The sequence below is a fragment of the [Actinomadura] parvosata subsp. kistnae genome (assembly GCF_900323885.1).
In the GTDB taxonomy this organism is placed as follows: Bacteria; Actinomycetota; Actinomycetes; order Streptosporangiales; family Streptosporangiaceae; genus Nonomuraea; species Nonomuraea composti.
In genome coordinates this window covers 1,077,664-1,100,207 of the sequence record NZ_OOHJ01000018.1, presented here as the reverse complement: position 1 = coordinate 1,100,207, position 22,544 = coordinate 1,077,664, and the positions used below count along the sequence as shown (strand labels likewise).

The 22,544-nt window shown below is 67.9% G+C and carries 19 protein-coding genes; 6 read left to right on the top strand and 13 right to left on the bottom strand.

Translation table 11 applies throughout. The features are described from left to right. Window positions 1–125 precede the first annotated feature (125 nt). From KIS93_RS25105 to KIS93_RS25070, 8 genes are all read right to left on the bottom strand, one after another. Window positions 126–1,634: a trypsin-like serine peptidase gene (locus tag KIS93_RS25105; protein WP_080045359.1), complete on the bottom strand. Its 1,509-nt coding sequence runs from the start codon at window positions 1,632–1,634 to the stop codon at window positions 126–128. A 433-nt stretch (window positions 1,635–2,067) separates the two neighbouring features. Continuing rightward, complete coding sequence (locus KIS93_RS25100) at window positions 2,068–3,579, bottom strand: trypsin-like serine peptidase (RefSeq protein ID WP_080045360.1); 1,512 nt, start codon at window positions 3,577–3,579, stop codon at window positions 2,068–2,070. A 461-nt stretch (window positions 3,580–4,040) separates the two neighbouring features. Then, complete coding sequence (locus tag KIS93_RS69100; RefSeq protein WP_080045361.1) at window positions 4,041–4,454, bottom strand: transposase; 414 nt, start codon at window positions 4,452–4,454, stop codon at window positions 4,041–4,043. After that, window positions 4,436–4,864 carry a helix-turn-helix domain-containing protein gene (locus KIS93_RS25090; RefSeq protein ID WP_222107621.1) on the bottom strand — a complete coding sequence of 143 codons (429 nt, stop codon included), beginning with the start codon at window positions 4,862–4,864 and terminating at the stop codon, window positions 4,436–4,438. The genes KIS93_RS69100 and KIS93_RS25090 overlap by 19 nt, the downstream gene beginning before the upstream one ends. After that, the gene (locus KIS93_RS25085; RefSeq protein WP_329607677.1) at window positions 4,861–5,154 is read right to left on the bottom strand and encodes a type II toxin-antitoxin system RelE/ParE family toxin; all 294 of its coding nucleotides are present in this window, start codon (window positions 5,152–5,154) and stop codon (window positions 4,861–4,863) included. Before KIS93_RS25085 ends, KIS93_RS25090 begins: the two co-directional genes overlap by 4 nt. 469 nt (window positions 5,155–5,623) lie before the next feature. Beyond that, entirely contained in the window at window positions 5,624–6,787 is a 1,164-nt protein-coding gene (locus KIS93_RS25080) for a trypsin-like serine peptidase (RefSeq protein WP_080045362.1), read from the bottom strand. Between the two features lie 198 nt (window positions 6,788–6,985). Continuing rightward, entirely contained in the window at window positions 6,986–8,110 is a 1,125-nt protein-coding gene (locus tag KIS93_RS25075) for a trypsin-like serine peptidase (protein WP_080045363.1), read from the bottom strand. Between the two features lie 345 nt (window positions 8,111–8,455). Further along, a complete protein-coding gene (locus tag KIS93_RS25070; RefSeq protein ID WP_080045364.1) occupies window positions 8,456–9,577 on the bottom strand; it encodes a trypsin-like serine peptidase in 1,122 nt (373 codons plus the stop codon). Window positions 9,578–9,860: 283 nt separating this feature from the next. Here KIS93_RS25070 and KIS93_RS25065 point away from each other — a divergent pair, with 283 nt between their 5' ends. From KIS93_RS25065 to KIS93_RS25040, 6 genes are all read left to right on the top strand, one after another. Then, window positions 9,861–11,291 (top strand): acetyl-CoA synthetase, encoded by a 1,431-nt coding sequence (locus KIS93_RS25065; RefSeq protein WP_080045365.1) that lies wholly within the window; start codon window positions 9,861–9,863, stop codon window positions 11,289–11,291. A 96-nt stretch (window positions 11,292–11,387) separates the two neighbouring features. Then, entirely contained in the window at window positions 11,388–11,666 is a 279-nt protein-coding gene (locus tag KIS93_RS25060; RefSeq protein ID WP_155129138.1) for a DUF6364 family protein, read from the top strand. Further along, a complete protein-coding gene (locus tag KIS93_RS25055; protein WP_080045367.1) occupies window positions 11,653–12,081 on the top strand; it encodes a type II toxin-antitoxin system VapC family toxin in 429 nt (142 codons plus the stop codon). Before KIS93_RS25060 ends, KIS93_RS25055 begins: the two co-directional genes overlap by 14 nt. Before the next feature lie 46 nt (window positions 12,082–12,127). Beyond that, window positions 12,128–13,009 carry a hypothetical protein gene (locus tag KIS93_RS25050; RefSeq protein WP_080045368.1) on the top strand — a complete coding sequence of 294 codons (882 nt, stop codon included), beginning with the start codon at window positions 12,128–12,130 and terminating at the stop codon, window positions 13,007–13,009. A gap of 529 nt (window positions 13,010–13,538) precedes the next feature. Beyond that, entirely contained in the window at window positions 13,539–14,495 is a 957-nt protein-coding gene (locus tag KIS93_RS25045) for a zinc-binding dehydrogenase (protein WP_080045369.1), read from the top strand. Window positions 14,496–14,571: 76 nt separating this feature from the next. After that, entirely contained in the window at window positions 14,572–15,435 is an 864-nt protein-coding gene (locus KIS93_RS25040) for an oxygenase MpaB family protein (RefSeq protein ID WP_080045370.1), read from the top strand. A 631-nt stretch (window positions 15,436–16,066) separates the two neighbouring features. On the opposite strand, the gene KIS93_RS25035 is transcribed toward KIS93_RS25040, so the two are convergent. The 5 genes from KIS93_RS25035 to KIS93_RS25015 all read right to left on the bottom strand — a co-directional run bounded on the left by KIS93_RS25035 (window position 16,067) and on the right by KIS93_RS25015 (window position 22,536). Beyond that, entirely contained in the window at window positions 16,067–16,822 is a 756-nt protein-coding gene (locus KIS93_RS25035; protein ID WP_080045371.1) for a PadR family transcriptional regulator, read from the bottom strand. Next, window positions 16,819–17,622, bottom strand: coding sequence for a DUF4097 family beta strand repeat-containing protein (locus KIS93_RS25030; RefSeq protein ID WP_080045372.1), 804 nt, complete (start codon window positions 17,620–17,622; stop codon window positions 16,819–16,821). The genes KIS93_RS25035 and KIS93_RS25030 overlap by 4 nt, the downstream gene beginning before the upstream one ends. Before the next feature lie 124 nt (window positions 17,623–17,746). Then, complete coding sequence (locus tag KIS93_RS25025) at window positions 17,747–17,926, bottom strand: DUF6104 family protein (protein ID WP_080045373.1); 180 nt, start codon at window positions 17,924–17,926, stop codon at window positions 17,747–17,749. A gap of 113 nt (window positions 17,927–18,039) precedes the next feature. After that, complete coding sequence (locus KIS93_RS25020) at window positions 18,040–21,687, bottom strand: multifunctional oxoglutarate decarboxylase/oxoglutarate dehydrogenase thiamine pyrophosphate-binding subunit/dihydrolipoyllysine-residue succinyltransferase subunit (RefSeq protein WP_080045374.1); 3,648 nt, start codon at window positions 21,685–21,687, stop codon at window positions 18,040–18,042. 204 nt (window positions 21,688–21,891) lie between these two features. Further along, window positions 21,892–22,536 carry a B3/B4 domain-containing protein gene (locus tag KIS93_RS25015; protein WP_080045375.1) on the bottom strand — a complete coding sequence of 215 codons (645 nt, stop codon included), beginning with the start codon at window positions 22,534–22,536 and terminating at the stop codon, window positions 21,892–21,894. Between the last annotated feature and the right edge of the window lie 8 nt (window positions 22,537–22,544).

Here is a 22,544-nt window from a genome sequence, read left to right as displayed (position 1 = left end):
AGTCACTCTGGTAAGGGGAATGCTCAAATTCATCATGAAAAGGCCAAAGGGCCCGGCCGAAGCCGAGCCCTTTGGGTGAAGCATGTGAACGATGACTAGGTCGTCGTTCTGTCCAGCAGCGAGAACTACGGGATCAGCTTGCCGGACCACGAGGCCGAAGCGGCCTTGTAGATCGCGGCGGTCTCACCGTCGAAGTACGGCGAGGTGATCGTGTCGTAGCGCTTGTTGCTGTCGGTGTCGGCGATGAGGCTGGTGACACCGTTGACGTAGCCGAGACGCTTGCTGTTGCTGTACTTGTACAGCCACGGCGCACCGTCGTAACCGGCGGTCACGGTGCACTTGAACGAGATCTGCTCCTCGACCTTCTTGGACGGGATGCGGAGCACGTTCTTGGCCGTCTTGCCGTAGCACCACTTCGGCGTGACACCGGTGAACGGCTTGTTGCCGTCCAGGTGCGGGCCGAAGGGGTAGCCGAAGGTGCGGACGTACTTGCCGGTCGGCTGGTTCCAGGCGAAGCCCTGGCCACCGACGTTGTCGCCCAGGCGGCCGACGCTCTTCACCTCGTGAACGACGATGAAGAACTCGGTGCGGAAGTACTTGACCTCGGAGCTCTTCTTCACCCAGTACTTGAGGTAGTAGTGGGTGATGGTGAAGTTGCCCTTGTCGTCGATCTTCCGGTAACCGGGGCCACTGTAGGCCTTGTACTGCGCCTCGGTGACGTAGTCGATGGTGGTGGCGCCCTCAGCCTTGGCGCCGTTCTTGTCGCCGGTGGGAGCAGCGTCGTACTGCTCCTTCGAGACCTCCTTGAGCACCTTCTCGGCGCCGGGGGTGTCCGGGCCGGCGAGGTCCTCGAGGTCGGCCGACTTGGCCCAGCAGTCCGGCGTCTCGCCGCCGTTGAGGTCCTTGCACTTCTTGTACTCGGCCTCGGTGATGCTGTAGTCCTTGGTGAACTTCTCACCCTGGTACTTGTCGTAGTCGGCCTTGGAGACCTGCTTCGGCTTGTTCAGGGTGCCGCCGATGCCGTCGTACACGGTGACGAAGGCGTAGTCGCGGTCGAAGTCCTCGTAGACGTCGAAGTCGTAGTGGGTGAAGGCCTGCTTACCCACGTAGACGCCCCAAGGAGCCTTGCCCTGGTAGTAACCCGGGACGAAGACCCAGCGGGAAACGACCTCGTCGTTGCCGGCGATGTCGTAGACGCAGTGACCGGCCGTGGCGACCAGGTTGCGGTACTGCGACTGGATCGAGGTGCCCGAGCACCAGTAGAGCGAGCCGTCACGGTACTCGAAGAAAACCTTACCGATGGTCTTCGGCAGGTTCACGTTCTGAACCTTGGCGGTGCTCTTCTTCTCCTCGCCGATGGGGGCGGTGGAGCCCGGCTTGGTGTCCGCGCTGTAGCCACCACCGGAGGAGATCTTCTCAACCTCGAGAGCGTCGGGGTTGAACGCCACAGCCTTCTTCAGGGCCGCGTTGTCCGACTTGGTCCAGAAGTCGAGGACCTCGGCGGCCTGCGCCGCCGTCTTCGCCAGGTCGGCGTCCGCGATCTTGTCGTCAGCCTGGGCGGTGCTGGCGAGGCCAGCGGCCAGCAGACCAGTGGCCAGAAGGGCGCCACCGGCCGGGAGGAGGATGCGCTTCAAGGTAACTCCTTGCGCTGTCGTGGAACGCCTCTTGCGTCCCATGCGTCAGTAAAGGGATAGCCAGGAACATACAGTGTGGATCTTGAAGTCCGGTAGCCGCTTTGGCCGGAAAAGATGGGACAAGACGGCCGTGATCATTCTGTGATGTTTAAGTGGCTGATGCGCAGGAGTTGAGGAAGGCTCCCCTTGTGACCATTTGCCCTGATCAACATAAGGAAGTTGTCAGTGTGGTCAGCGGTGCTGGATCATCCCCTTGATTCGTTCGATCGATGTGATGTGATGCAGATCACATCGACTTGATGGCACCGTCCGGACGCCCCGTGCGTCCAAAAGCCTTCATCTTTGGGGTGAAAGCTGAAGGGCCCGGCAGGATGCCGGGCCCTTCGCTTGCAACGGTTACACGAACGGTCTAGGTCCGGTCGCTATCCGTTACTCAGACGACCTTGCCGGACCAGGAGGCCGCGGCAGCCTTGTAGACGGTGTTGGTCTCGCCGTCGAAGTACGGCGACGAGATGTAGTCCACGCGGCCGTTGCTGTCCTGGTCGTTGAAGGTGCTGGTGACACCGTTCACGTAGCCGAGACGCTTGCTGTTGCTGTACTTGTACAGCCACGGGCCACCGTCGGCGCCCTCGGTCATGGCGCACTTGAGGGCGACGTGCTCCTCGATCTTCTTGGCGGCGGAGCCCACCAGCTTCTTCGTGGTGTTGCCGTAGCACCACTTCGGAGTCACGCCGGTGTAGTTCTTGTTGCCGTCGGGGTGAGGAGCGGCCGGGTAACCGAACACGCGAACGGCCTTGCCGGTCGGCTGGTTCCAGGCGAAGCCCTGACCGCCGACGTTGTCACCGAGGCGGCCGGCGTCCAGGGAGCCGGTCTCGACGATGAAGAAGGTCGTCTTGTAGTACTTGACCGACGTGCTCTTCTTCACCCAGTACTTGAGGAAGTAGTGGGTGATGGTGAAGTTGCCCTTGTCGTCGATCTTCTGGTAGCCCGGGCCCTTGTAGGCCTTGTACTGCGACTCGGTGACGAACTCGGTGACCGTGGCCTGCTCGGCCTTGGCACCGTTCTTCTTGCCGGTCGGAGCGGCGTCGTACTGCTCCTTCGAGACCTCCTTGAGCACCTTCGTGGCGTCCGGGTAGTCCGGGCCGACGAGGTCCTCGAGGTCGCTGGCCTTCGCCCAGCAGTCAGGGGTCTCGCCGCCGTTGTAGTCCACGCACTTCTGGTACTCGGCCTGCGAGATTTCCTGGTCCTTGGCGTCCTTGATGCCGGCGTACTTGTCCCACTCGGCCTTGGAAACCTGCTTGGTCTTGCCGCCACCGTCGACCTTGACGCCGTTGTAGACGGTCACGAACGCGTAGTCGCGGTCGTAGTCCTCGTAGACGTCGAAGTCGTAGTGGGTGAAGGCCTGCTTGCCGACGTAGATGCCCCACGGAGCCTTGCCCTGGTAGTAGCCGGGGACGAAGACCCACTTGGACATGACGTCGGAGTTGGCGCCAGTGTCGTACACGCAGTGGCCGGCCGTGGCGACCAGGTTGCGGTACTGCGACTGGATCGAAGTGGCGGAGCACCACTTCTTCTCGCCCTTGCTGTTGACGAAGAACACCTTGCCGATGGTCTTCGGCATGTTGACGTTCTGGACCTTGGAGGAGGTCTTCTTCTCCTCGCCGATCGGAGCAGTCGAGCCGGGCTTGGTGTCCGAGCTGTAGCCGCCCTTGCTCTGCAGCTTGGCGACGTCGGACTTGTCCCAGATGTTCGACTCGGTGGCGGCCTTGAGGGCAGCACCGTTGTTCTCCGCCCAGAAGTCGGCGATGGCCTTCGCGTTCGCCGCGCTGGTCGCCAGGTTGTCCTTGGCGACGTCGCTGTCAGCGGCGGCCGTACCGGCGAGGCCGGCGGCCAGGAGGCCGGTGGCCAGGAGGGCGCCACCGGCGGGGATGAGGATGCGCTTCAAGGGAACTGCTCCTTGCTCTGTCGTGGGTCGCAACTTGCGTCCCATGCGTCAGTAAAGGGATAGCAAGGAACATAGCGTGGTGATCTCCGCAGGTGGAACCCGCTTTGAGTGATCCGGTAGACGCCCTTACCGCCGTGACCTTTCCGTGACCTGTCAGAGATCTTCGCGCGTTGTGATCATTAGGTCACGTTTTCGCTGGGTATCGAGGGGTTGTTGCTGCCGGGACGAAAGTGCCGTTAATGGGCCATCACGGACTGTAGTCAGCTGAACGTGACTCAGATCACAGGAACCAGATGGGAACCGGCTCCGTCTAATCTGCCCGTTTCTCACAGGTGATCTTCAGGTTCGGGCCTGAAACCCCTTCGGATGTCCGTTCCTGACGGGGTTTCTGTAGGGCCAGTGCATGACAACGGCCCGCCGACATGTCGTCGGCGGGCCGTGGGGATGTGGTGGGGGCGGTGTCAGAGCTTCTTGGCTCTGACCGTGTCGCCCAGAAGGGCCTGGAGGCTGGCCAGCACCGCTGTGTCCTTGAAGGGGGACAGGTCCGGTGCCGTGCCGGGGGAGCCGGGGGGATGGCTGCGGATGAGGTCGAGGTCGGCGTGGCCGGCCCTGATGGTTTTGGCTCCGTCGGTACGGAGCGCCAGCGCCAGCCGGTGCCAGGTGCCGTCGGCCAGCCAGCGGCGGTGACGTTTGTAGATGGTGACCCAGCAGCCGTACCGGTCGGGGAGATAACGCCATCGGACGCCGGTGCGGGCCTGATAGAGCAGGCCGTTGATCACCGTGCGGTCGTCGGTGCGGTCGGCGTGGACGCTGTCGTGGGGGATCAGGGGAGCGACCTGTTCCCATTCGGCGTCTGTCAGATCATCGCGACGCATGCGCCCATCGTGACAAGGCAAATACCGTCTGTCAGTTGAACCAAGAAAGATCTTCCCGGGGGCGGGTGGAAGGTTCGGCTATGCGGCATGGGTGTCGGTGCCGCGCAGGATGTAGAGGTCATCGCCGGACACCGCGGAGATCTGCGGTTGCCCGCCCAGGGCCTGTAGCCGGCCACGGCCTCCATGGTGGACATCTCGCCGCGCTCCATCTGCGAGACGCGGCTCTTGGCCACGCCCATCCGCTCGGCCACCTCGCTTTGCGACAGACCCACGCTCTTGCGTCGTTCGGCGAGGCGGTGGCCGTCGATGTAAGCCTGGTTGCGCCGCCGGGCCTCCACCACGGCCTCCTCCCTACCGGAGTTGGCCACGATCTCGGCGCGGATGTCGCTCCACTTGTGGAAGTTGGTCATCGGTCCTTCTCCTCCTTCTCGCGCGCCCTCAGATACTCGGCGTACAGCTCTTCCGCGTGGGGGATGGCTCGCTGATACCAACCGGACCAGTTTCCGGACTTGTCTCCACCTGTGAGGAGTACGGCACATCGCCAGGGGTCGAACACGAACAAGATCCGAATCTCGGATCGCCCGGCGGAGCCAGGGCGCAGCTCCTTGAGATTGTGGAGCCGGGAACCCTCCAGCTTGTCGACAAGTGGACGCCCCAGGATTGGCCCGCTCTCGGCCAGTCGGTCGATCGCGTCGACCACCTTGGCCGCGATTGTTTGTCCAGTGTGTCAACCCAGATCAAGAACTCGTCTGTGACCTGGATCTCCCATTCCTCCACACCGTGGCGTGTAGAAAATCCTTTACGGAGCGCGGTGATCTCTGGCTGCGCAGCCATCCGATCTCGAGGGTTATGTCTGCGCGGCGAGATGAGAGACGCGCGGGCAACCAGTACCCGCTTGTGATCAAGCCTCGCTGAGGGCGTTACTCAAGACGGCGGTGGCGCTGCGGCGAGCGGAGCGAGCGGGGGTGTCGGGGGATCGAAAGGGGGCGGAGCCCCCTTGGGAGGCGCTGTCTGAAGCTGCCAAGGCGCGTAGCGCCCCCGAGCGGAAGGCCATGCTGTGAGCCCCCGCGTACCCGGTAGTGCTTTGTGTTCTCGCGTTCAGAGGGTTTCTGGGGGAACGGCAAGGCGAGGGCCTCGGGGTCGAGGCCCTCGCCGTCCCCTGGTAGGGCTTACTTGTACAGCTCGCCGTTCGGGCCCACGATCTTGCCGGACCACACGTTCTTGGCCGCGTTGTAAACGGACGCGGTCTCGCCGTCGAAGTACGGCGAGGTGATGTAGTCGATGCGGTCGTTGCCGTCCTGGTCGGCGAACGTGCTGGTGACGCCGTTCACGTAGCCGAGCCGCTTGGCGTTGCTGTAGTTGAGGAGCCAGGGGCCGCCGTCGTAGCCGGGGGTGACGGCGCACTTGAGGCCGATGTGCTCCTCGATCTTGAGCCAGGAGGCGCCGACGGCCTTGGCGGTGGTGTTGCCGTAGCAGTGCTTGGGGGTGACGCCGCTGTACGGCTTGTTGCCGTCGGGGTGGGGGGCGGCGGGGTAGCCGAAGGCGCGGACGGGCTTGCCGGTGGGCTGGTTCCAGGCGAAGCCCTGGCCGCCGACGTTGTCGCCGAGGCGGCCGGCGTCCTTGGACAGGAGGATGTAGTAGTGGCCGCCCCAGGCGCGCTTCGGGCCGGTGAAGCGCTCGAAGTCCTTGCGGTCCACCTGCTTGACGCCGTTCGAGGTGATGCCGTTGAAGACGGTGACGAACGCGTAGTCGCGGTCGTAGTCCTCGTAGGTGTCGAAGTCGTAGTGGGTGAAGGCCTGCTTGCCGACGTAGATGCCCCACGGGGCCTTGCCCTGGTAGTAGCCGGGGACGAAGACCCACTTGTCCATGGTGGCGCTGTTGCTGTCGGTGTCGTAGACGCAGTGGCCGGCGGTGGCGACCAGGTTGCGGTAGTTCGACTGGATGGAGGTGCCGGAGCACCAGCGGAACTTGCCCTGGCCGTCGACGAAGAAGACCTTGCCGACGGTCTTGGGGAGGTTGACGTTCTGGGCCGAGCCGGTCGACTTCGAGGAGCCGGTCGGGGCGGTGGTGCCGGGCCTGCCGTCGGGGCTGTAGCCGCCCTTGGAGACGACCTTCCGAACTTCGTTCGAGTCCCACGTGTACTGGGTCGCGGACCGGAGCGCCGCGCCGTTCGAGGCCAGCCAGAAGGAGGCGATGGAGACGGCGTCGGAGTTGTTGCGGGCCATCGGGTCGTGGGCGACGTCGCCGTCGGCCTGCGCGGTGCCGGACAGGCCGGCGGCGAGCAGGCCGGTGGCCAGGAGGGCACCGCCGGCGGGAAGGAGGATTCGCTTCAAGGTAACTCCAGGTTGCGCTGACATGAGGCGCCTTGCTGCACCTTCAAAACTCAGCAAACGGACAGCCCGGAACCTATCGGGTTGACTCTGGTCATGTGAATTACCGGTAGATCCTGTCAGCGTTCCAAACGCGCGCCGTGACCGTACTGTGACAAAGAAGCCGCTGATCACCCGCAGTGATCAGATGGTTGCTATGACTTAGGTCACATTTGGGATGGTCGAGAGCGACGCGGCGCGTCGGTAGACCTCTCCGGTGGTGGTGTCGAAGTACGGCGCGGACACCGAGTCGTAGCGGCCCTTGGCGTCCCTGTTCCAGGTCAGGCTGTTGACGCCGGCCAGGCTGCCGAGCCTGCGGGTGCTGTCGTAGGCGATCACCCAGGGGCCGCCGCTGGCGCCGGGGCTGAAGTCGCACGGCGTCAGCTCGACGCCCTTCTGCAGGTCGCGCCCGGGCGCGACGGTGTAGCGGGTGGTGCCGGGCAGGCACTTGAGCAGCGTCTTGCCGTCGAACGGGTGCGTCCCGTCGGGCTGCTGGCCGGCCGGGTAGCCGAAGGCGGTCACGGTGTACGTGCCGGGCTTCTTGTTCAGTTCGAGCCCGAGGCCGCCCACGTTGTCCTGGAGCCGGCCGACGTCCTGCATGACGGACGCGCCGTCCTTGCCGGCGACCCAGGTGAAGCCCCGGTGCACGGTCACGAACGCGTAGTCGTAGTCGTAGTCGCCCTTGCCCGACCAGTCCTCGTGCAGGCTGATCGAGGCGCCGACGTAGATGCCGTCGGGGGCGCCGCCGTTGGGGCCGGGGTTCGGGACGAAGATCCAGTAGTCGGCGGGCTTGCCGGTGCGCGAGTCGTACGCGCAGTGGCCGGCGGTGGCGACGACGCTGCGGTTCCTGGCCGCGACCGCGGCGGCGGAGCACCAGAACTCCTTGTCCCCGAAGCGGAAGAAGACCTTGCCCATGGTGTTGGCGGCGGTGCCCTGACGGGGCAGCGCGGGCGCGACGGCGGCCGCGGCGTTCGTCCGCTTGGCAGCGGTGGCGGTGACACCAGCGGCGGCGGGCGCGGCGGGGCCGGCGGCGGCGCCCGACGAGGTCGTCGAGCCGGCGCCGGAGCCGGGCGTGGCCGGGGTGTAGAGGTCGGTCTGCTTGAGGCGGTCGGGCTTCCAGTAGTCGGCGACCCGCTTCACGTCCGCGAGGGTCCTGGCCAGCGGGACGGCGTACACCTTGCTGGCGACCGCGCTCGTCGCGGCGTGGGCGATCCCCGTGAAGGCAGGCACGATCAGCAGCGCGCTGCCGAGGGCAGCGGCCACGAAGTGCCTGGCTCGGGGGATCATGAAATGCCTTTCTTGGGGTCGTAAGGGTGGATTTTTCCAGATGTACAGACGGTATTGCAGCTCGGATAGAGATTCGTTACCTGATCAAGAGTGCGTCGCGAACCATAAGGATGCCGTCAGTCGTGCGCTCTCGATACGCGTAAATGATCATTAGTGGGCTGCGTCACCGCAGGTCAGCGGCGGGTTCGGCGGCGATCCGCGTGAACCGAATTCGCGCGCATTCGCGGTCGCATTCGCACGTTCCAGTGGCGTACGCCACGCCCGCATCGCACCCCTCATTCCGCCGATGGATGGCCCCGGCTCCCAGGGGAACCGGGGCCTTCCCGTCAGTGGAGTGCCGGTCGATCACCGCCAGTTGCCCGTCCAGCGGTTGGCCGCGGCCTTGTAGACCTTGTAGGTGTCGGTGTTGAAGTAGGGAGAGGAGATGTGGTCGTAGCGGTCGTTGCCGTCGGTGTCCCAGGCGACGCTGTTGACGCCCACCAGGTAGCCGGTGCGTGACGCGCTCTTGTAGTTGTAGAGGAACGGTCCGCCGCTCGCGCCGGCGGTGAAGGAGCACTTGAAGCCGACGTGCTCCTGAAGGTTGTACTTCTTGGCCTCGGGCATCGCCTTGGTCTTGCCGTAGCAGTACTTCATCGTGCGGCCGGTGTAGGGCCGGTCGCCGTCGGGGTGCTCACCGGCCGGGTAGCCGAACGAGAACACGTTCAGCTTGGTGCTCCGGTTCCAGGTGAAGCCCTGACCGCCGACGTTGTCGCCGAGGCGGCCGACGTTCTTGACGGTCCACCGCCAGCGGTTGCCGGCCTTCTGCCAGTCGACCTTGATGCCGTTGAAGACGTTGACGAACGCGTAGTCGTAGTCGTAGTCCTCCTTCACGACGAAGTCGTCGTGCGCGTTGAACGTCTTGGCGGCGTAGATGCCGTACGGGGCCTTGCCGTTCCAGACCTTGTCGCCGTCCCAGTACGACGGGATGAAGATCCAGTTGTCGTAGAAGGTGTTCTGCTTCGTGTCGTACACGCAGTGGGCGGAGGTCGCCACGAGGTTGCGGTACTTGCTCTGGACCGAGGTGGCCGAGCAGTAACGCCAGTTCCTCGGGTCGCGGGGATCGGCCTTGGGCAGCGTGAAGAACACGCGGCCGACCGTGTTCGGCAGGTTGACGTGCTTGCTTCTCTTGGACGACGTCTTCTCGCCACCGATCGGCGGCACGGAACCGGGCGGGCCGTCGGGGGCGTCGTTGCTGCCCTTGACGCCCTTGGACGTCACGTCGATGCCCTCGTCGTGATCGGTGGCCTGCTTGACGCGGTCCGGCGTCCAGAACTGGACGGCCTGCTCGGCGGGGGTCGCCGAGTTCCTGGCGATGACGTCGGAGGGTGCGGTCGTCGCGTCTGCGGCGCCGCTGACCATTCCCGCCGCCAGTCCGATGGCCAGCAGGCCGGCGAGGGGGAACGCGATGCGCCTTGCTCGGGGGTTCATGGAGCTCCTCTCAGCTTTCGGCGGCCCAGAGCGGGGGACTGCGCCCCGGTGGGCCAGGAAAACGTTCGGAACGTTAATGAACGGCGCGATCCGGCGACCAGGAAACGACGTGAAAAAGCATGAGCCGGTTCCATTCCGTTATAGAAATAGCAAATTCGCATGTATTCGTGATGGGCATCTCCGCAGGTGAACGCCTTGATTGAATTTCTCTGGTCACAGCGGTAACCGCATTTATCACATGCCACTCCTTATCAACCGAGCGATGTTCTGGTTGACTTGATCCATGGACCCTCGCACCCCCTGTCTCATTGGCATCGCACAACGCACCGTTCGTGAGCAGCCCGGGCCCGAGCCGCTCGACCTCTGGGAGTCCGTGGCACGCGAGGCCGCCGGCGACGCGCGGCTGCCCGTCGAACGGCTCGACTCCATCCAGATCGTCTGGACCGACTCCTGGCAGTACGACTCTCCCGTCGGCCGCCTCGCCGACCGCCTCGGCGCCACGCCGCGCCACCGGGTCTACTCCAAAGTCGGAGGGACGGCCCCGCACCTGCTCATCGGTGCCGCCATGGCCGCCATCGCCGCGGGCGAGCTCGACTCCGCCCTGGTCGCCGGGGCCGAGGCGCTGGCCACGCGCAGGGCGTACAGGAAAGCGGGGGAGCACGTGCCGTGGAGCCATCCCGCCGACCCCAAGCCCCCGTACGGGTGGGAACGGCCGCCGCACCCCTCGGCGCTCGCGCACGGGCTGGTCCTGCCGGTGCACACGTACCCGATCATGGAGACCGCGCGGCGGGCCGCGGCCGGCCTCACGATCGAGCAGGAGATGCGCGAACGGGCCCGCATCATGGCGCCCATGACCGAGGTCGCCGCCGCGAACCCGCACGCCTGGCGCCGCACCGCCCGCGAGCCCCGCGAGCTCGGCGACCGCTTCGTCGGCTGGCCCTACACCAGGGACACGGTCGCCGTGCTGGAGGTGGACCAGGCCGCCGCCGTCGTCCTGGCCAGCACCGCGCTGGCCGACCGGCTCGGAGTGCCGCCCGACCGGCGGGTGTACCTGCGCGGATGGGCGTACGCGGAGGACGCCTGGGAGGTGGCGGCCCGGCCCGCGCTCGGCTCCTCCACCGCCATCGCCCGCGCCGCCGAAGCCGCCTTCGAACGGGCCGGGCTGACCCTCGACGACATGAACGCGCTCGACCTCTACAGCTGCTTCGCGATCGCGCTGCGGCAGGCGTGCGACGCCATCGGGCTCGACCCGCTCGACCCGCGCGGGCTGACCGTCACCGGCGGGCTGCCGTACGCGGGCGGGCCGGCCAGCGACTACGTCCTGCACTCGACGGCCACGATGGCCGGGCTGCTGCGGGCCCAGTCGGGGCACGGGCTGGTGACCGGGGTGGGGATGCACCTGACCAAGCACACGTACGCGGTGTGGTCGAGCGAGCCGGGCGGGCGGCTCGGGGACGCCGCTCCGGTTCATGTCGCCAAGGAGGTGCCGCTGGTGGAGAGCTGCGAAGGGGTGGGGATCGTCGCCGGGTACACGGTGGCGCACGGCCGCGACGGCGCCGCCGAGAAGGGGTTCCTTGTGCTGGACGTGCCCGGGGGGCGTTCCTACGCGGTGGTCGAGGAAGCGGCGCTGCTGGCGGAGGCCGAGGAGCGGGAGCTGGTGGGGGAGCGGGTGCGGGTGACCAGTGACGGGAAGCTCAATGTGGCCACGTGGTGACGTAAAGTGGGCGCAAAATCTGTGATCGCGTGACTACTATCTGGTGTTGACATTTTTATGTCAGGCGCGGACGCTGGAGTCATGCGGAGGACAACGGTGCGCATCGACGAGACGCTCCTCAACGAGGCGAAGGCGTACGCGGCCAAGAACGGAAGAAGTCTCACCTCAGTCATGGAGGACGCCTTGCGCCAACTACTCAACCGAGCCACGGAGGTGGCCGAGCGGCCCCGCGTGGAGCTCATCACGTCCGACAGCAAGCCTGGCTTCGCGCCCATGGTGCAGCAACGGCTCGACGCCGGCGAGACGCTGGAGCACATCCTCTCCGACCTCGAAGACGAGGAATGGGTCGAGAGGGCGCGCAATGCTGCTCGCTGACACCAACGTCCTCGTCAACGCCTTCAGGAAGGAGTCCCCCGACCACAAGCAGTGCCACGCCGTCATCGACGAGATGGTCAACGGCGACTCCGGTTACGCGGTGAGCGACTTCGTCGTGAACGGCTTCGTCCGGATGGTCACCAACCGGCGCATCTACAAGGAGCCCGATCCCGTCGAGCGCGCGCTGGCCTTCGCCGAGACCTACCGCAACCAGCCGCATGCCATCGTCGTCACGGCGGAGGACCGGCACTGGGAGATCTTCACCCGGCTCACCCGCGCGGCCGGCGCGACCGGCAACCTCATCCCCGACGCCTACCTCGCCGCACTCGCCATCGAGCACGGTTGTGAATTTGTGACCTGCGACCAGGACTTCGCCAGGTTCCAGGGCTTGCGCTGGCGGTCGCCCCTCAATTGAACTGAGACGTAAGGGCGCAAGCCGGCACTACTCGGCTAGGAACGTCGTGGCTGACCAGTTCGACGTCATCGAGGCAGGCGAGCGCGGCCGTCGCCGGTGGATCGGGCTGGCGGTGGTCCTGGCGCTCCTGCTGATCCCCGTCGTCGGCCTGCTCGCCAGCCGGGACCCGGAGCCCGGGCCCGTGTCCGCCACCCGGACGCCCTCGCCCATCACCTCCCTGACCACCATCGACAACCCGCCCAACATGCTGACCGCGCCCGTCAAGCACAAGGGCGGCGATGAGGTGATCCAGGTGGTGTTCCCGCACGGGGCGCGGGCCGAGGTGCGGTACCCGGCCGGGCTCAGGCTGGCCGCCATGGGGGTGCGGCCGTTCCGGGCGGGGTGGATCGACGGGATGTTCCGGGAGTTCGTCGCGCCCTACGGCGGCGAGGCCGAGATCACGCGCGGTGGCCGGCCGCTCAGGAACTACGCGCCGAACGTGACGCTCTGGCCGCGCCAGGCCGGCAGCGGCCAGTACGGGCAGGTGCTGCTGTTCGCGTTCGGGCCGTGGCGGGTGGCGATGTACGACCGGGGGCAGGGGCTCACGTTCGACCAGCGGACGGCGCTGGCGACGAACCTCAAGGGGCGGGTGACCAAGGACGGTTATCTCGTGCTGACGGCGCGCGGCGGGGTGCAGCTCGCCGAGCCGGGCGAGTACGCGCAGGGGGAGCCGATCGGGCCGCAGCTGTGGTTCGGCGGCGGGGCGGCGGAGACGGTGGCGCTCGTACCCACACCCGACTGCGCGAAGCGGGCCCGGATGCCCGGGGTGGTCCAGGGACGGGGGCGGCGGGCCGAGATGGTGTGCCGGGGAGATGTGCTGGTGGCCGCCAGCGGACCGGCGTCGTTCCGGACGAAGGCGATCTCCGGGATCCGCGTCACGATGAAGTGAGGTCTGGGGGCGGGGAGGTCGGCCGGACTGCGGGTGTGAGGTGCTCGGCCCCTGTCCTGGGTGGGTAGCCGGTGCGTTATGGCTCGTGACGCGGGGGCTGGCGTGGGTGGTGGGTGGCTTGGCTCATGCTGCGAGTGGACGCGCTTGGGTGGCGCGGCTTGGCCGGTGATGCAGGGGCTGGCGCGTGATGCAGGGGCTGGCCCGTGATGCAGGGACTGGCGTGGGCGAAGGAGCATGGCGGCGGAGTGCGGGGTGGGTGGCGGCGGTTTGGCTCGTGCCACGGCTGGCGGGCGTGGGGTGGTGGTCCCCTGGCTCGTGCCACGGCTGGCGGGCGTGGGGTCGTGGTCCCCTGGCTCGTGCCGCGGCTGGCGGGCGTGGGGTGGTGGTTCCCTGGCTCGTGGAGGGTGGGGCGGAGGTGCGGTGGCGGGTCTGGATCGGAGCGGGCAAGGGGGATTCGGGGGTGGTGGTGGTTTGGGGCGGTGTGGTGGGGGTTCCGGGTTGAGGGGTGGGGCTGAAGTAGGGTGCGGCCATGTTCGCCGTAACCGCCACACAGACCGATCCCGACAACCCGCTCGCCGGCCTGACGCTGGGCGAGCGCCCCGAGCCGAAGGTGCCCGACGGGTGGACGACCGTCTCCGTACGGGCGGCCGCGCTCAACCACCACGACCTGTGGACGCTGAAGGGCGTCGGCATCAGGCAGGACCGGCTGCCGATCGTGCTCGGCTGCGACGCCGCCGGCGTGGACGAGGACGGGAACGAGGTCATCGTGCACTCCGTGATCGGCACGGGTGCCGACGAGACGCTCGATCCGAAGCGGACGCTGCTGTCGGAGATGTACGACGGCACGTTCGCCGAACGGGTGGCCGTGCCGCGCCGCAACCTGGTGCCGAAGCCCGCGGCGCTCAGCTTCGAGGACGCGGCCTGCCTGCCGACGGCCTGGCTGACCGCGTACCGGATGTTGTTCGACAAGGCCGGGCTGCAGCCCGGCTCGACCGTGCTCGTGCAGGGGGCCGGCGGGGGAGTGGCGACGGCGCTGATCGCGCTCGGCCGCGCCGGGGGTTACCGGGTGTGGGCGACCAGCCGTTCGGAGGAGAAGCGGGAGCGGGCGCGGGAGCTGGGCGCCGACCAGGTGTTCGAGCCGGGCGCGCGGCTGCCCGAGCGGGTGGACGCGGTCATGGAGACCGTGGGGCAGGCCACGTGGGACCATTCGCTCAAGTCGCTCAAGCCCGGCGGGCGCATCGTGGTGTCGGGGGCCACGAGTGGCGCGGTGCCGCCGGCCGACCTCAACCGGGTCTTCTTCCTGCAGCTCTCGGTCGTCGGCACGACGATGGGGACGCGGGAGCAATTGGGGCGGCTGGCGGTGTTCCTGGAGCAGACGGGGCTGCGGCCGGTGGTCGACCGGGTGCTGCCGCTGGCCGAGGCGCGGGACGGCTTCGCCGCCATGGAGGCCGGGGAGATCTTCGGGAAGGTCGTCTTCACGGTTTGAGTAAGTGAAGGGTTACTTGTGACCCTCCTGGGTGATACAAGAGGAATGGGGTTGTAGCACCCAGGAGGCAGTCATCATGGACGTTGAGCCGTTCGGCCCAGGTTCGATGCACTGGGACACCGCCGGCGAGTACCGCAACCTGCTCGTGGCCGGCAGCGCGCTGGTCCTCCAGACGATGCATCCGGCCGTCGGGGCCGCGGTCGCCGAGCACTCCACGTACAAGGCCGACCCTTGGGGGCGGCTGGAGCGCACGCTCGCGTCCGTGCAGAAATGGGTCTACGGCGGGCCGGACGGCCCCGCCGAGGGGCAGCGGCTCAGGGAGCTGCACAAGCCGATCAGCGGCGTGGACGAGCAGGGCAGGCACTACCATGCGCTGAACGGCGAGGCGTGGGCGTGGGTGCACCTGTCGTTGTTCGAGCGGTTCATCGCGCTCAACCGGTACTTCGGCACGCCGTTCACGCCGGCGCAGGAGCGGCGGCTCTACGCCGAGTCGCGGCAGCTCGGGGCCATTCTGCGGGTGCCCGAGCGGGAGATGCCGGCGGACCTGGACGCGTTCTGGCGCTACTTCGAGGAGATGGTGCGCGGGCGGCTGGAGGCGCACGCGACCGCGCTCGACGTGCTGACGGTGATGCGCGGCGCGCCCGCGCCGCCCCGGTTGCCCGCGCCGCTGCGCCGGCTGTGGACGCCGGTGGGTGCCGGGGCGGGCGAGTTCACCTACTTCGTCACCGTCGGCACCCTGCCGCCCGCCGTGCGGGAGAAGCTTGGGCTGCGGTGGACCGCCCGGGAGGAGCGGCGGTTGCGGCATCTCGGGCATGCGGTGGCGATGGTGACGCCGCGGCTGCCCGAGCGGCTGCGGTACATGCCGATCGCCTATCACGCCAGGAGGGCCGCGCGCAGCTCCCTCCGCCGCCGCCGACACACGGGACGCCTTTCCGCCTGACCAGCCGACGGCCCGGAGCCGTGCCTGGCGGGCCGGCCGTGCCTGGCCAGGCGCGCACCCACCACGCCTGCCCGGGCCGACGTGTGGCGAGGCCTGCGGCTGGCGGAGGCAGCGGCTGGAGGCGGCGATGCTCCTCCGCGGGCAGGCCGGGTGTGGTGCTCCTCGGTAGGGGCCGGTGAGGAGATGGCGGGCCGGCGTGCCTGGTGGGCCGGCGTGCCTGGCGGGCTGGCGTATCTGGCGGGCCGGCCGTGCCTGATCAGGCGCGCGCCGACCACGCCTGCCCGGGCCGACGTGTGGCGAGGCTTGCGGCTGGCGGAGGCAGCGGCTGGAGGCGGCGATGCTCCTCCGCGCGGCAGGCAGGGTGCGGTGCTCCTCGGTAGGGGCCGGTGAGGAGATGGTGGGCCGGCGTGCCTGGCGGGCTGGCGTATCTGGCGGGCTGGCGTGCCTGGACAGGCGAGCACCCACCACGCCTGCCGGGCCGACGTGTGGCGAGGCCTGCGGCTGGAGGAGGCAGCGGCTGGAGGCGGCGATGCTCCTCCGCGGGCAGGCAGGGTGTGGTGCTCCTCGGTAGGGGCCGGTGAGGAGAGGGCGCTCCCGGTGGGCCGGGGGAGGGGCGCGGCTCCCCGGTTGGTCAGCGGTCGAGGATGTCGTGGATGCGGCGGGTCGTCTCGTCGAGCGTCGTGCGGAGCTCGGCCAGCTTCTCCGGCGTCAGCCGGGCGTTGGAGGCGTCCTCGCGCGCCCGCGCCACGAAGTCGGCGAGCAGCTCGCCCAGCTCGGCGTCGAGCTCGGCCCGGTTGGCGGAGGAGCCGCCGGCGGGGGTGCCGCCGAGGGTGGTCCAGACTTCCGACCAGATCCGGCGCCATTCCTTGGTGAGCCGCTCGCCTTCGTCCTGCCAGTGGTAGGCGTGCTCCATCCACTGGCGTTTCTGCTGGTCGCGCAGCCGCTTGAGCTCTTCCTTCTGCTTGTCGCGCAGCCGCCGGGTGTCCTCGGCGGCGCCGGTGCGGACGTCCTTGGCCATGCGGGTCAGCTCTTCGCGCAGCGACTTGACGGTGTCGCGCACGTCCTCCTTGACCTCGCGGGCGATGTCGCGGACGGAGGCGGAGATCTCCTGCTCCAGGTCGTCGAGCTCGTCGAGCCGGGCGTTCAGCTCTTCGCGGCCCTTGTCGGTGATGGAGAACACCTTCTTGCCCTCGACCACCTCGTGCGTGACCAGGCCCTCTTCTTCCAGGCGGGCCAGGCGCGGGTAGATGGTGCCGGGAGAGGGCGAGTACACGCCGAGGAAGCGGTCCTGGAGCAGCCGGATGACCTCGTAGCCATGGCGCGGGCTCTCTTCCAGCAGCTTGAGCAGGTACAGCCGGAGCCGGCCGTGACCGAAGACAGGGCTCATTCCTTCTCTCCCTTGAGCAGCGTGACCTCGCCGGAGACCGTGATCGCCGACAGGGAGGCCATGCCGCCACCCAGCCGCCCCGACAGCGACTTCGCCGCGGGGGCGCTCGTGTTGGACAGTTCCTCGAACGTGCTGACCAGCCTGCCGGAGGTGGATCTGATGCTGACGTCCGCCTCCACGTTCTCCGGCAGCCTGACCAGGATGTCACCGGAGACGCTGTTGAACGTGACGTGACCCGTCGGTCGCAGGGTGAGATCCGCGGTGATCCGGCCGGAGACGGTGTTGGCTTTCAGCCGGTGGGGGACGCCGTCGGCGACGGTGAGGTCGCCGGAGATGCTGACGAACGACAGGTCGCCTTCCATGGCCCGGGTCTCGACGGCCCCTGAGACGGTGTTGGCGGCGACGTCGCCGCTGACCCCGTCGAGGACGACGTCACCGGAGACGCTCTTGACGTGCGTGGATCTCTCGAACCCGGCCAGGACGGCGGGTGCGGACACCACGCCCGCCTTGACCCGGCAGCTCTTGGGCACGGCGATGGACAGCACGGATCGGCGCCGGTCGCGGCGCAGCCAGCCGAGCACGCCGTCCCAGGTGAGGTCGCGGTCGGCGATGGTGAGCGAGCGGGTGGCCTCGTCGTAGGTGACGGTCAGCGGTGAGGCCGGCTCGATCTCGGCGATCTCCAGGGTGGCCGGGCCGTCGCTGGCGAGCACGTCGAGCCGGCCGGCGACGATGCGGACGTCCAGCGACTCCACGTCGCCGAACGTCAGCTGTCCTGGCTCGTCGATCGTCCATTGCTGCATGATCCCCCGCCCCTCTCTAGGCGACACCGGTTCTCCATAACTCACGATATGTCGCGTCTCGGCGAATCTCAAGATGTATCGCGTTATTCGAGACTACGACTTCGCGAGGGAAGTCGCGGGGCGGTCAGTCGTCCTCGTCGTCGTCGAGGCGCGCCAGCCACGTGGCCAGCCGCTCGATCGGCGTCTCGAACTCGGGGTTGAGATCGACGAACTCGCGCAGCCGCTCGCCCAGCCACAACAGGCTGACCTCCTCCTCGCCGCGGCGCTCGACCAGCTCTTCGATCCCCCGATCGGTGAAGTACATCGCTCTCCATTCGCAGGTTCAGAAAGGGGCCCGGACCTGCACTTTAGCCTGCCCGGGCAGCAGTGAGCCCCCGGCCGCCGATCGGCGGGCCGGGGGCTCTGGACGACGGTGGCTCAGCCGAAGATCTGGTGCAGGATCTCCTCGAGCTCCGTGTCGTGGGAGTTGTGCGACCCGGTCGCCGGCGAGCTGTTGGGCGTGCGCGACACGCGCCGCACCGCCCGGCCGCCCAGCGTCTGCGGGTCTTCGGCCATCTTGAGCGTGAGGTACGGCCACGGGCCCATGTTGGCCGGCTCGTCCTGCGCCCAGATCAGCTCCACCTGGTCGCCGTACCGGGACAGCTCGGCGGCGAGCTCCTCGGACGGGAACGGGTAGAGGCGCTCCAGCCGCACGATCGCGACGTCGTCGCGGCCGTCCTTGTCGCGCCGCGCCGCCAGGTCGTAGTAGAGCCTGCCGGAGGTGAGCACGACCTTGGTGACCTTGGCCGGGTCGGCCGTGGCGTCGCCCAGGACCGGCTGGAAGGAGCCCGAGGTGAAGTCGGACGCCTTCGACGTGGCCGCCTTGTGGCGCAGCAGCGACTTGGGCGTGAAGACCACCAGCGGCTTGTGCCGCTCCGACTCCACCTGCCAGCGCAGCAGGTGGAAGTAGTTGGCCGGGGTGGTGGGCTGCGCGACCGTCATGTTGTCGAGCGCGCAGACCTGGAGGAAACGCTCGATGCGGGCCGAGGAGTGGTCGGGGCCCTGGCCCTCGTAGCCGTGCGGCAGCAGCAGCACGACGGAGGACTTCTGGCCCCACTTCTGCTCGCCCGACGAGATGAACTCGTCGATGATCGTCTGGGCGCCGTTGACGAAGTCGCCGAACTGCGCCTCCCAGCAGACCAGGGCGTCAGGACGGACGACGCTGTAGCCGTACTCGAAGCCGAGCGCCGCGAACTCGCTCAGCAGCGAGTCGTAGACGTAGAACTTCGTGGTGCCCTGGTTGAAGGTCTTGAGCGGCGTGTGGTCGGCGCCGGTCATGCGGTCGACCAGGACGGCGTGGCGCTGGGTGAACGTGCCGCGCCGGGAGTCCTGTCCGACGAGGCGGACCGGGTGGCCGTCCATCAGCAGCGAGCCGAAGGCCAGCGTCTCGCCCATCGCCCAGTCGATCGCGTCCTGCTCGACCATCTGGCCGCGGCGCTGCAGCACCGGCGCCAGGCGCGGGTGCGGCGTGAAGCCCTCGGGGAGGTTGAGCTGGGTGTCGACGATGCGCTTGAGCGTCTCGTGCGTGATGCCGGTCGGCGTGTCGTCGTGGGACCACTTGACGACCTCGGTCGGGGGCACCCGCATCGCGGCCGCCTCGGCCGGCTTCTTCGCCGCCTCGCGCGTCTCGGTGAACGCCTGCTCCAGCTTGGCCTGGTAGTCGCGCAGCGCGGACTCGGCCTCCTCGACCGTGATGTCGCCCCGGCCGATCAGCGCCTCGGTGTAGAGCTTGCGGGTGGAGCGCTTGGCGTCGATCAGGTCGTACATCAGCGGCTGGGTGAAGGCGGGGTTGTCGCCCTCGTTGTGGCCGCGGCGGCGGTAGCAGATGAGGTCGATGACGACGTCCTTGCGGAACGCCTGGCGGTACTCGTAGGCCAGTTCGCCCACGCGGACCACGGCCTCGGGGTCGTCGCCGTTGACGTGGAAGATCGGCGCCTGGATCATCCGCGCCACGTCGGTCGCGTAGACCGAGGAGCGGGAGGAGGCGGGCGAGGTGGTGAAGCCGACCTGGTTGTTGACGACCACGTGCACGGTGCCGCCGGTGCGGTAGCCGCGCAGCTGCGACAGGTTGAGGGTCTCGGCCACGACGCCCTGGCCGGCGAAGGCCGCGTCGCCGTGGATGAGGACGGGCAGGACGGTGAAGCCCTCCTCGCCGCGCTCAAGAAGGTCCTGCTTCGCGCGGACGACGCCCTCCAGGACCGGGTCGACCGCCTCCAGGTGGGAGGGGTTGGCGACCACGGACGCGGTGATCGTCTTGCCGCTCGGCGCGGTGAACGTGCCGGTGGCGCCGAGGTGGTACTTCACGTCGCCGGAGCCGTGCGCCGTGCGCGGGTCGATGTTGCCCTCGAACTCGCCGAAGATCTGGGCGTAGGACTTGCCCACGATGTTGGCCAGGACGTTGAGGCGGCCGCGGTGCGCCATGCCGATGACGACCTCGTCGAGGCCCTCGTCGGCGGCGTCGCTGATCACGGAGTCGAGCAGCGGGATCAGGGACTCGCCGCCCTCCAGCGAGAAGCGCTTCTGGCCGACGAACTTCGTCTGCAGGAACGTCTCGAACGCCTCGGCGGTGTTGAGCCGGGACAGGATGTTGAGCTGCTCGTCGCGCTCGGGCGACTTGTGCGGCTTCTCCACCCGCGCCTGGATCCAGGCCCTCTCCTCGGGGTTCTGGATGTGCATGTACTCGATGCCGACGGTGCGGCAGTAGGAGTCACGCAGCACGCCCAGGATGTCGCGCAGCTTCATCAGCGGCTTGCCGCCGAAGCCGCCCGTCGCGAACTCGCGCTCGAGGTCCCACAGCGTCAGGCCGTGCGACTGGATGTCGAGGTCGGGGTGCTTGCGCTGCTTGTACTCCAGCGGGTCCGTCTCGGCCATCAGGTGGCCGCGGACGCGGTAGGCGTGGATCAGCTCGATCACGCGCGCGGACTTGGCCACGTCGTCGTCGTGGGTGGCCGAGATGTCCTGGACCCAGCGGACCGGCTCGTACGGGATCCGCAGCGCCTCGAAGATCTCGTCGTAGAAGCCGTCCTCGCCGAGCAGCAGCCGGTGGATCTGGCGCAGGAAGTCGCCCGACTGGGCGCCCTGGATGATCCGGTGGTCGTAGGTGCTGGTCAGCGTCATGACCTTGGAGACGGCCAGGCGCGAGAGCGTGTCGGGGGAGGCCCCCTGGTATTCGGCCGGGTATTCCATCGCGCCGACGCCGATGATCGTGCCCTGGCCGGGCATGAGGCGCGGCACGGAGTGGACGGTGCCGATCGTGCCGGGGTTGGTGAGGGAGATCGTGGTGCCGGAGAAGTCGTCGACGCCGAGCTTGCCGGCGCGGGCCTTGCGGACGACCTCCTCATAGGCCATCCAGAACTGGCGGAAGTCCATCTCCTCGGCGCCCTTGATGGAGGGCACGAGGAGCTGGCGCTCGCCGTTGCTCTTCTGGACGTCGATCGCGAGGCCGAAGCCGACGTGCTCGGGCTTGACGAGCGTCGGCTTGCCGTCGATCTCGGCGTAGGAGTAGTTCATCTCCGGCATGGCCTTCAGCGCCTTGACGATCGCGAACCCGATCAGGTGCGTGAAGGAGACCTTGCCGCCGCGGCCCCGCTTGAGGTGATTGTTGATCACAATGCGGTTGTCGATGAGCAGCTTGGCCGGGATGGCCCGCACGCTGGTCGCCGTCGGGACCGCAAGGGAGAGGTCCATGTTGGCGGCGGTGCGGGCCGCGGCGCCGCGCAGCTTGACCTCCTCGGCGCCCTTGGGCACCGGGGTGGCGGGCTGCTTCGGCTTTTCGGCCGCGGGTGGCGCCTTGGGTGGCGCCTTCGGGGTCTGGGGAGGAGCGGGCGCGGTCACCGTGCCGTTCGCCGCCTCCCTGACCGGGGTTCGGCCCGGTCCGTAATCAGGGTTGTAGTCAGCGAAGAAGTTCCACCAGGCCTTGTCGACAGACTCTGGATCTTGGAGGTACTTCTGGTACAGCTCGTCGACAAGCCACTCGTTCTGACCAAAGCTTGCCAGCGGGTTTGTCCGCGACGACTCAGACGACACGGCGGAAATCGCCCTCTTCCGCAGATCGGCGTTGATGTTAGAGAACCTGTCCAAGGCTACTCGCCCGGACTGGCAGCGCGCGCCGAAGGACCCGTGCCGCCTCGAACGATCCTCTCAGGACCGCGCAAAGAGGTCACGCGCGCCTCGTCAATCCGGGTGGTGCAGCGTTTATTACTCTTTGGTATCAACACCGGGGGGTGAGGTTTATTTCCCGCTGGACAGGAGCCGGCTGGAGATGCGCACCTCGGGGGACAACTCGGTCAGAAGCTCCGAAAGCTCCTCTCCTGCCTGCTTCAGCTCCTCCAAAGACATCGGCTCAAGGCGCTCCAGCAGGAAGATCGCGTTGGTGGTCTCCTCGGTGAGACGGGTGCGCACCACCTGGCGCCAGTTCCATCTCCTGCAGGTGACACCGATGTCGTCACGCCAGATGACCTCGCCGGGCTCGGGCTGACCGAGCGCCTCCTCCGACGCCTCGTCGCCGCTCGCCCGCACCAGGCGGGCCGGGCCGACATATTTGTCGAGGTCTTCGCCGCCGATGGGCAGCGCGTGCTTGACGCTGATCGAGTTGTACGCGTCGACGACCCGGTTGATCTCCGGCAGCGGCATGCGCCGGGTCAGGGCGTCGACCGAGGGGCGGGTGCGCTGCGGCTTGGCGCCGAACGCCCGGTAGGCGTCCTTCCAGGCGTCGATCTTGTCCGTCTGCACCTCCACCGCCGAGGCGGCCGCCAGCCAGGCCCGGGAGCGGTCGTCGGTGGGGCCGTTGCGCAGGCCGTGCGCGGTCACGATGAGCACCGCGAAGTCGGGGCGCAGCGCGCGGACGGAGTCGTCCACCCAGATGTCGTCGAGCATCCCCACAG

Bases quoted from the DNA above. Each gene is read 5' to 3' on its own strand.
- KIS93_RS25030 (WP_080045372.1), bottom strand. From the start codon at position 17,622: ATGCAGCAATGGACGATCGACGAGCCAGGACAGCTGACGTTCGGCGAC.
- KIS93_RS25065 (WP_080045365.1), top strand. From the start codon at position 9,861: ATGGACCCTCGCACCCCCTGTCTCATTGGCATCGCACAACGCACCGTT.
- KIS93_RS25035 (WP_080045371.1), bottom strand. From the start codon at position 16,822: ATGAGCCCTGTCTTCGGTCACGGCCGGCTCCGGCTGTACCTGCTCAAG.
- KIS93_RS25045 (WP_080045369.1), top strand. From the start codon at position 13,539: ATGTTCGCCGTAACCGCCACACAGACCGATCCCGACAACCCGCTCGCC.
- KIS93_RS25040 (WP_080045370.1), top strand. From the start codon at position 14,572: ATGGACGTTGAGCCGTTCGGCCCAGGTTCGATGCACTGGGACACCGCC.
- KIS93_RS69100 (WP_080045361.1), bottom strand. From the start codon at position 4,454: ATGCGTCGCGATGATCTGACAGACGCCGAATGGGAACAGGTCGCTCCC.
- KIS93_RS25090 (WP_222107621.1), bottom strand. From the start codon at position 4,864: ATGACCAACTTCCACAAGTGGAGCGACATCCGCGCCGAGATCGTGGCC.
- KIS93_RS25055 (WP_080045367.1), top strand. From the start codon at position 11,653: ATGCTGCTCGCTGACACCAACGTCCTCGTCAACGCCTTCAGGAAGGAG.
- KIS93_RS25075 (WP_080045363.1), bottom strand. From the start codon at position 8,110: ATGATCCCCCGAGCCAGGCACTTCGTGGCCGCTGCCCTCGGCAGCGCG.
- KIS93_RS25015 (WP_080045375.1), bottom strand. From the start codon at position 22,536: ATGCTCGACGACATCTGGGTGGACGACTCCGTCCGCGCGCTGCGCCCC.
- KIS93_RS25025 (WP_080045373.1), bottom strand. From the start codon at position 17,926: ATGTACTTCACCGATCGGGGGATCGAAGAGCTGGTCGAGCGCCGCGGC.
- KIS93_RS25070 (WP_080045364.1), bottom strand. From the start codon at position 9,577: ATGAACCCCCGAGCAAGGCGCATCGCGTTCCCCCTCGCCGGCCTGCTG.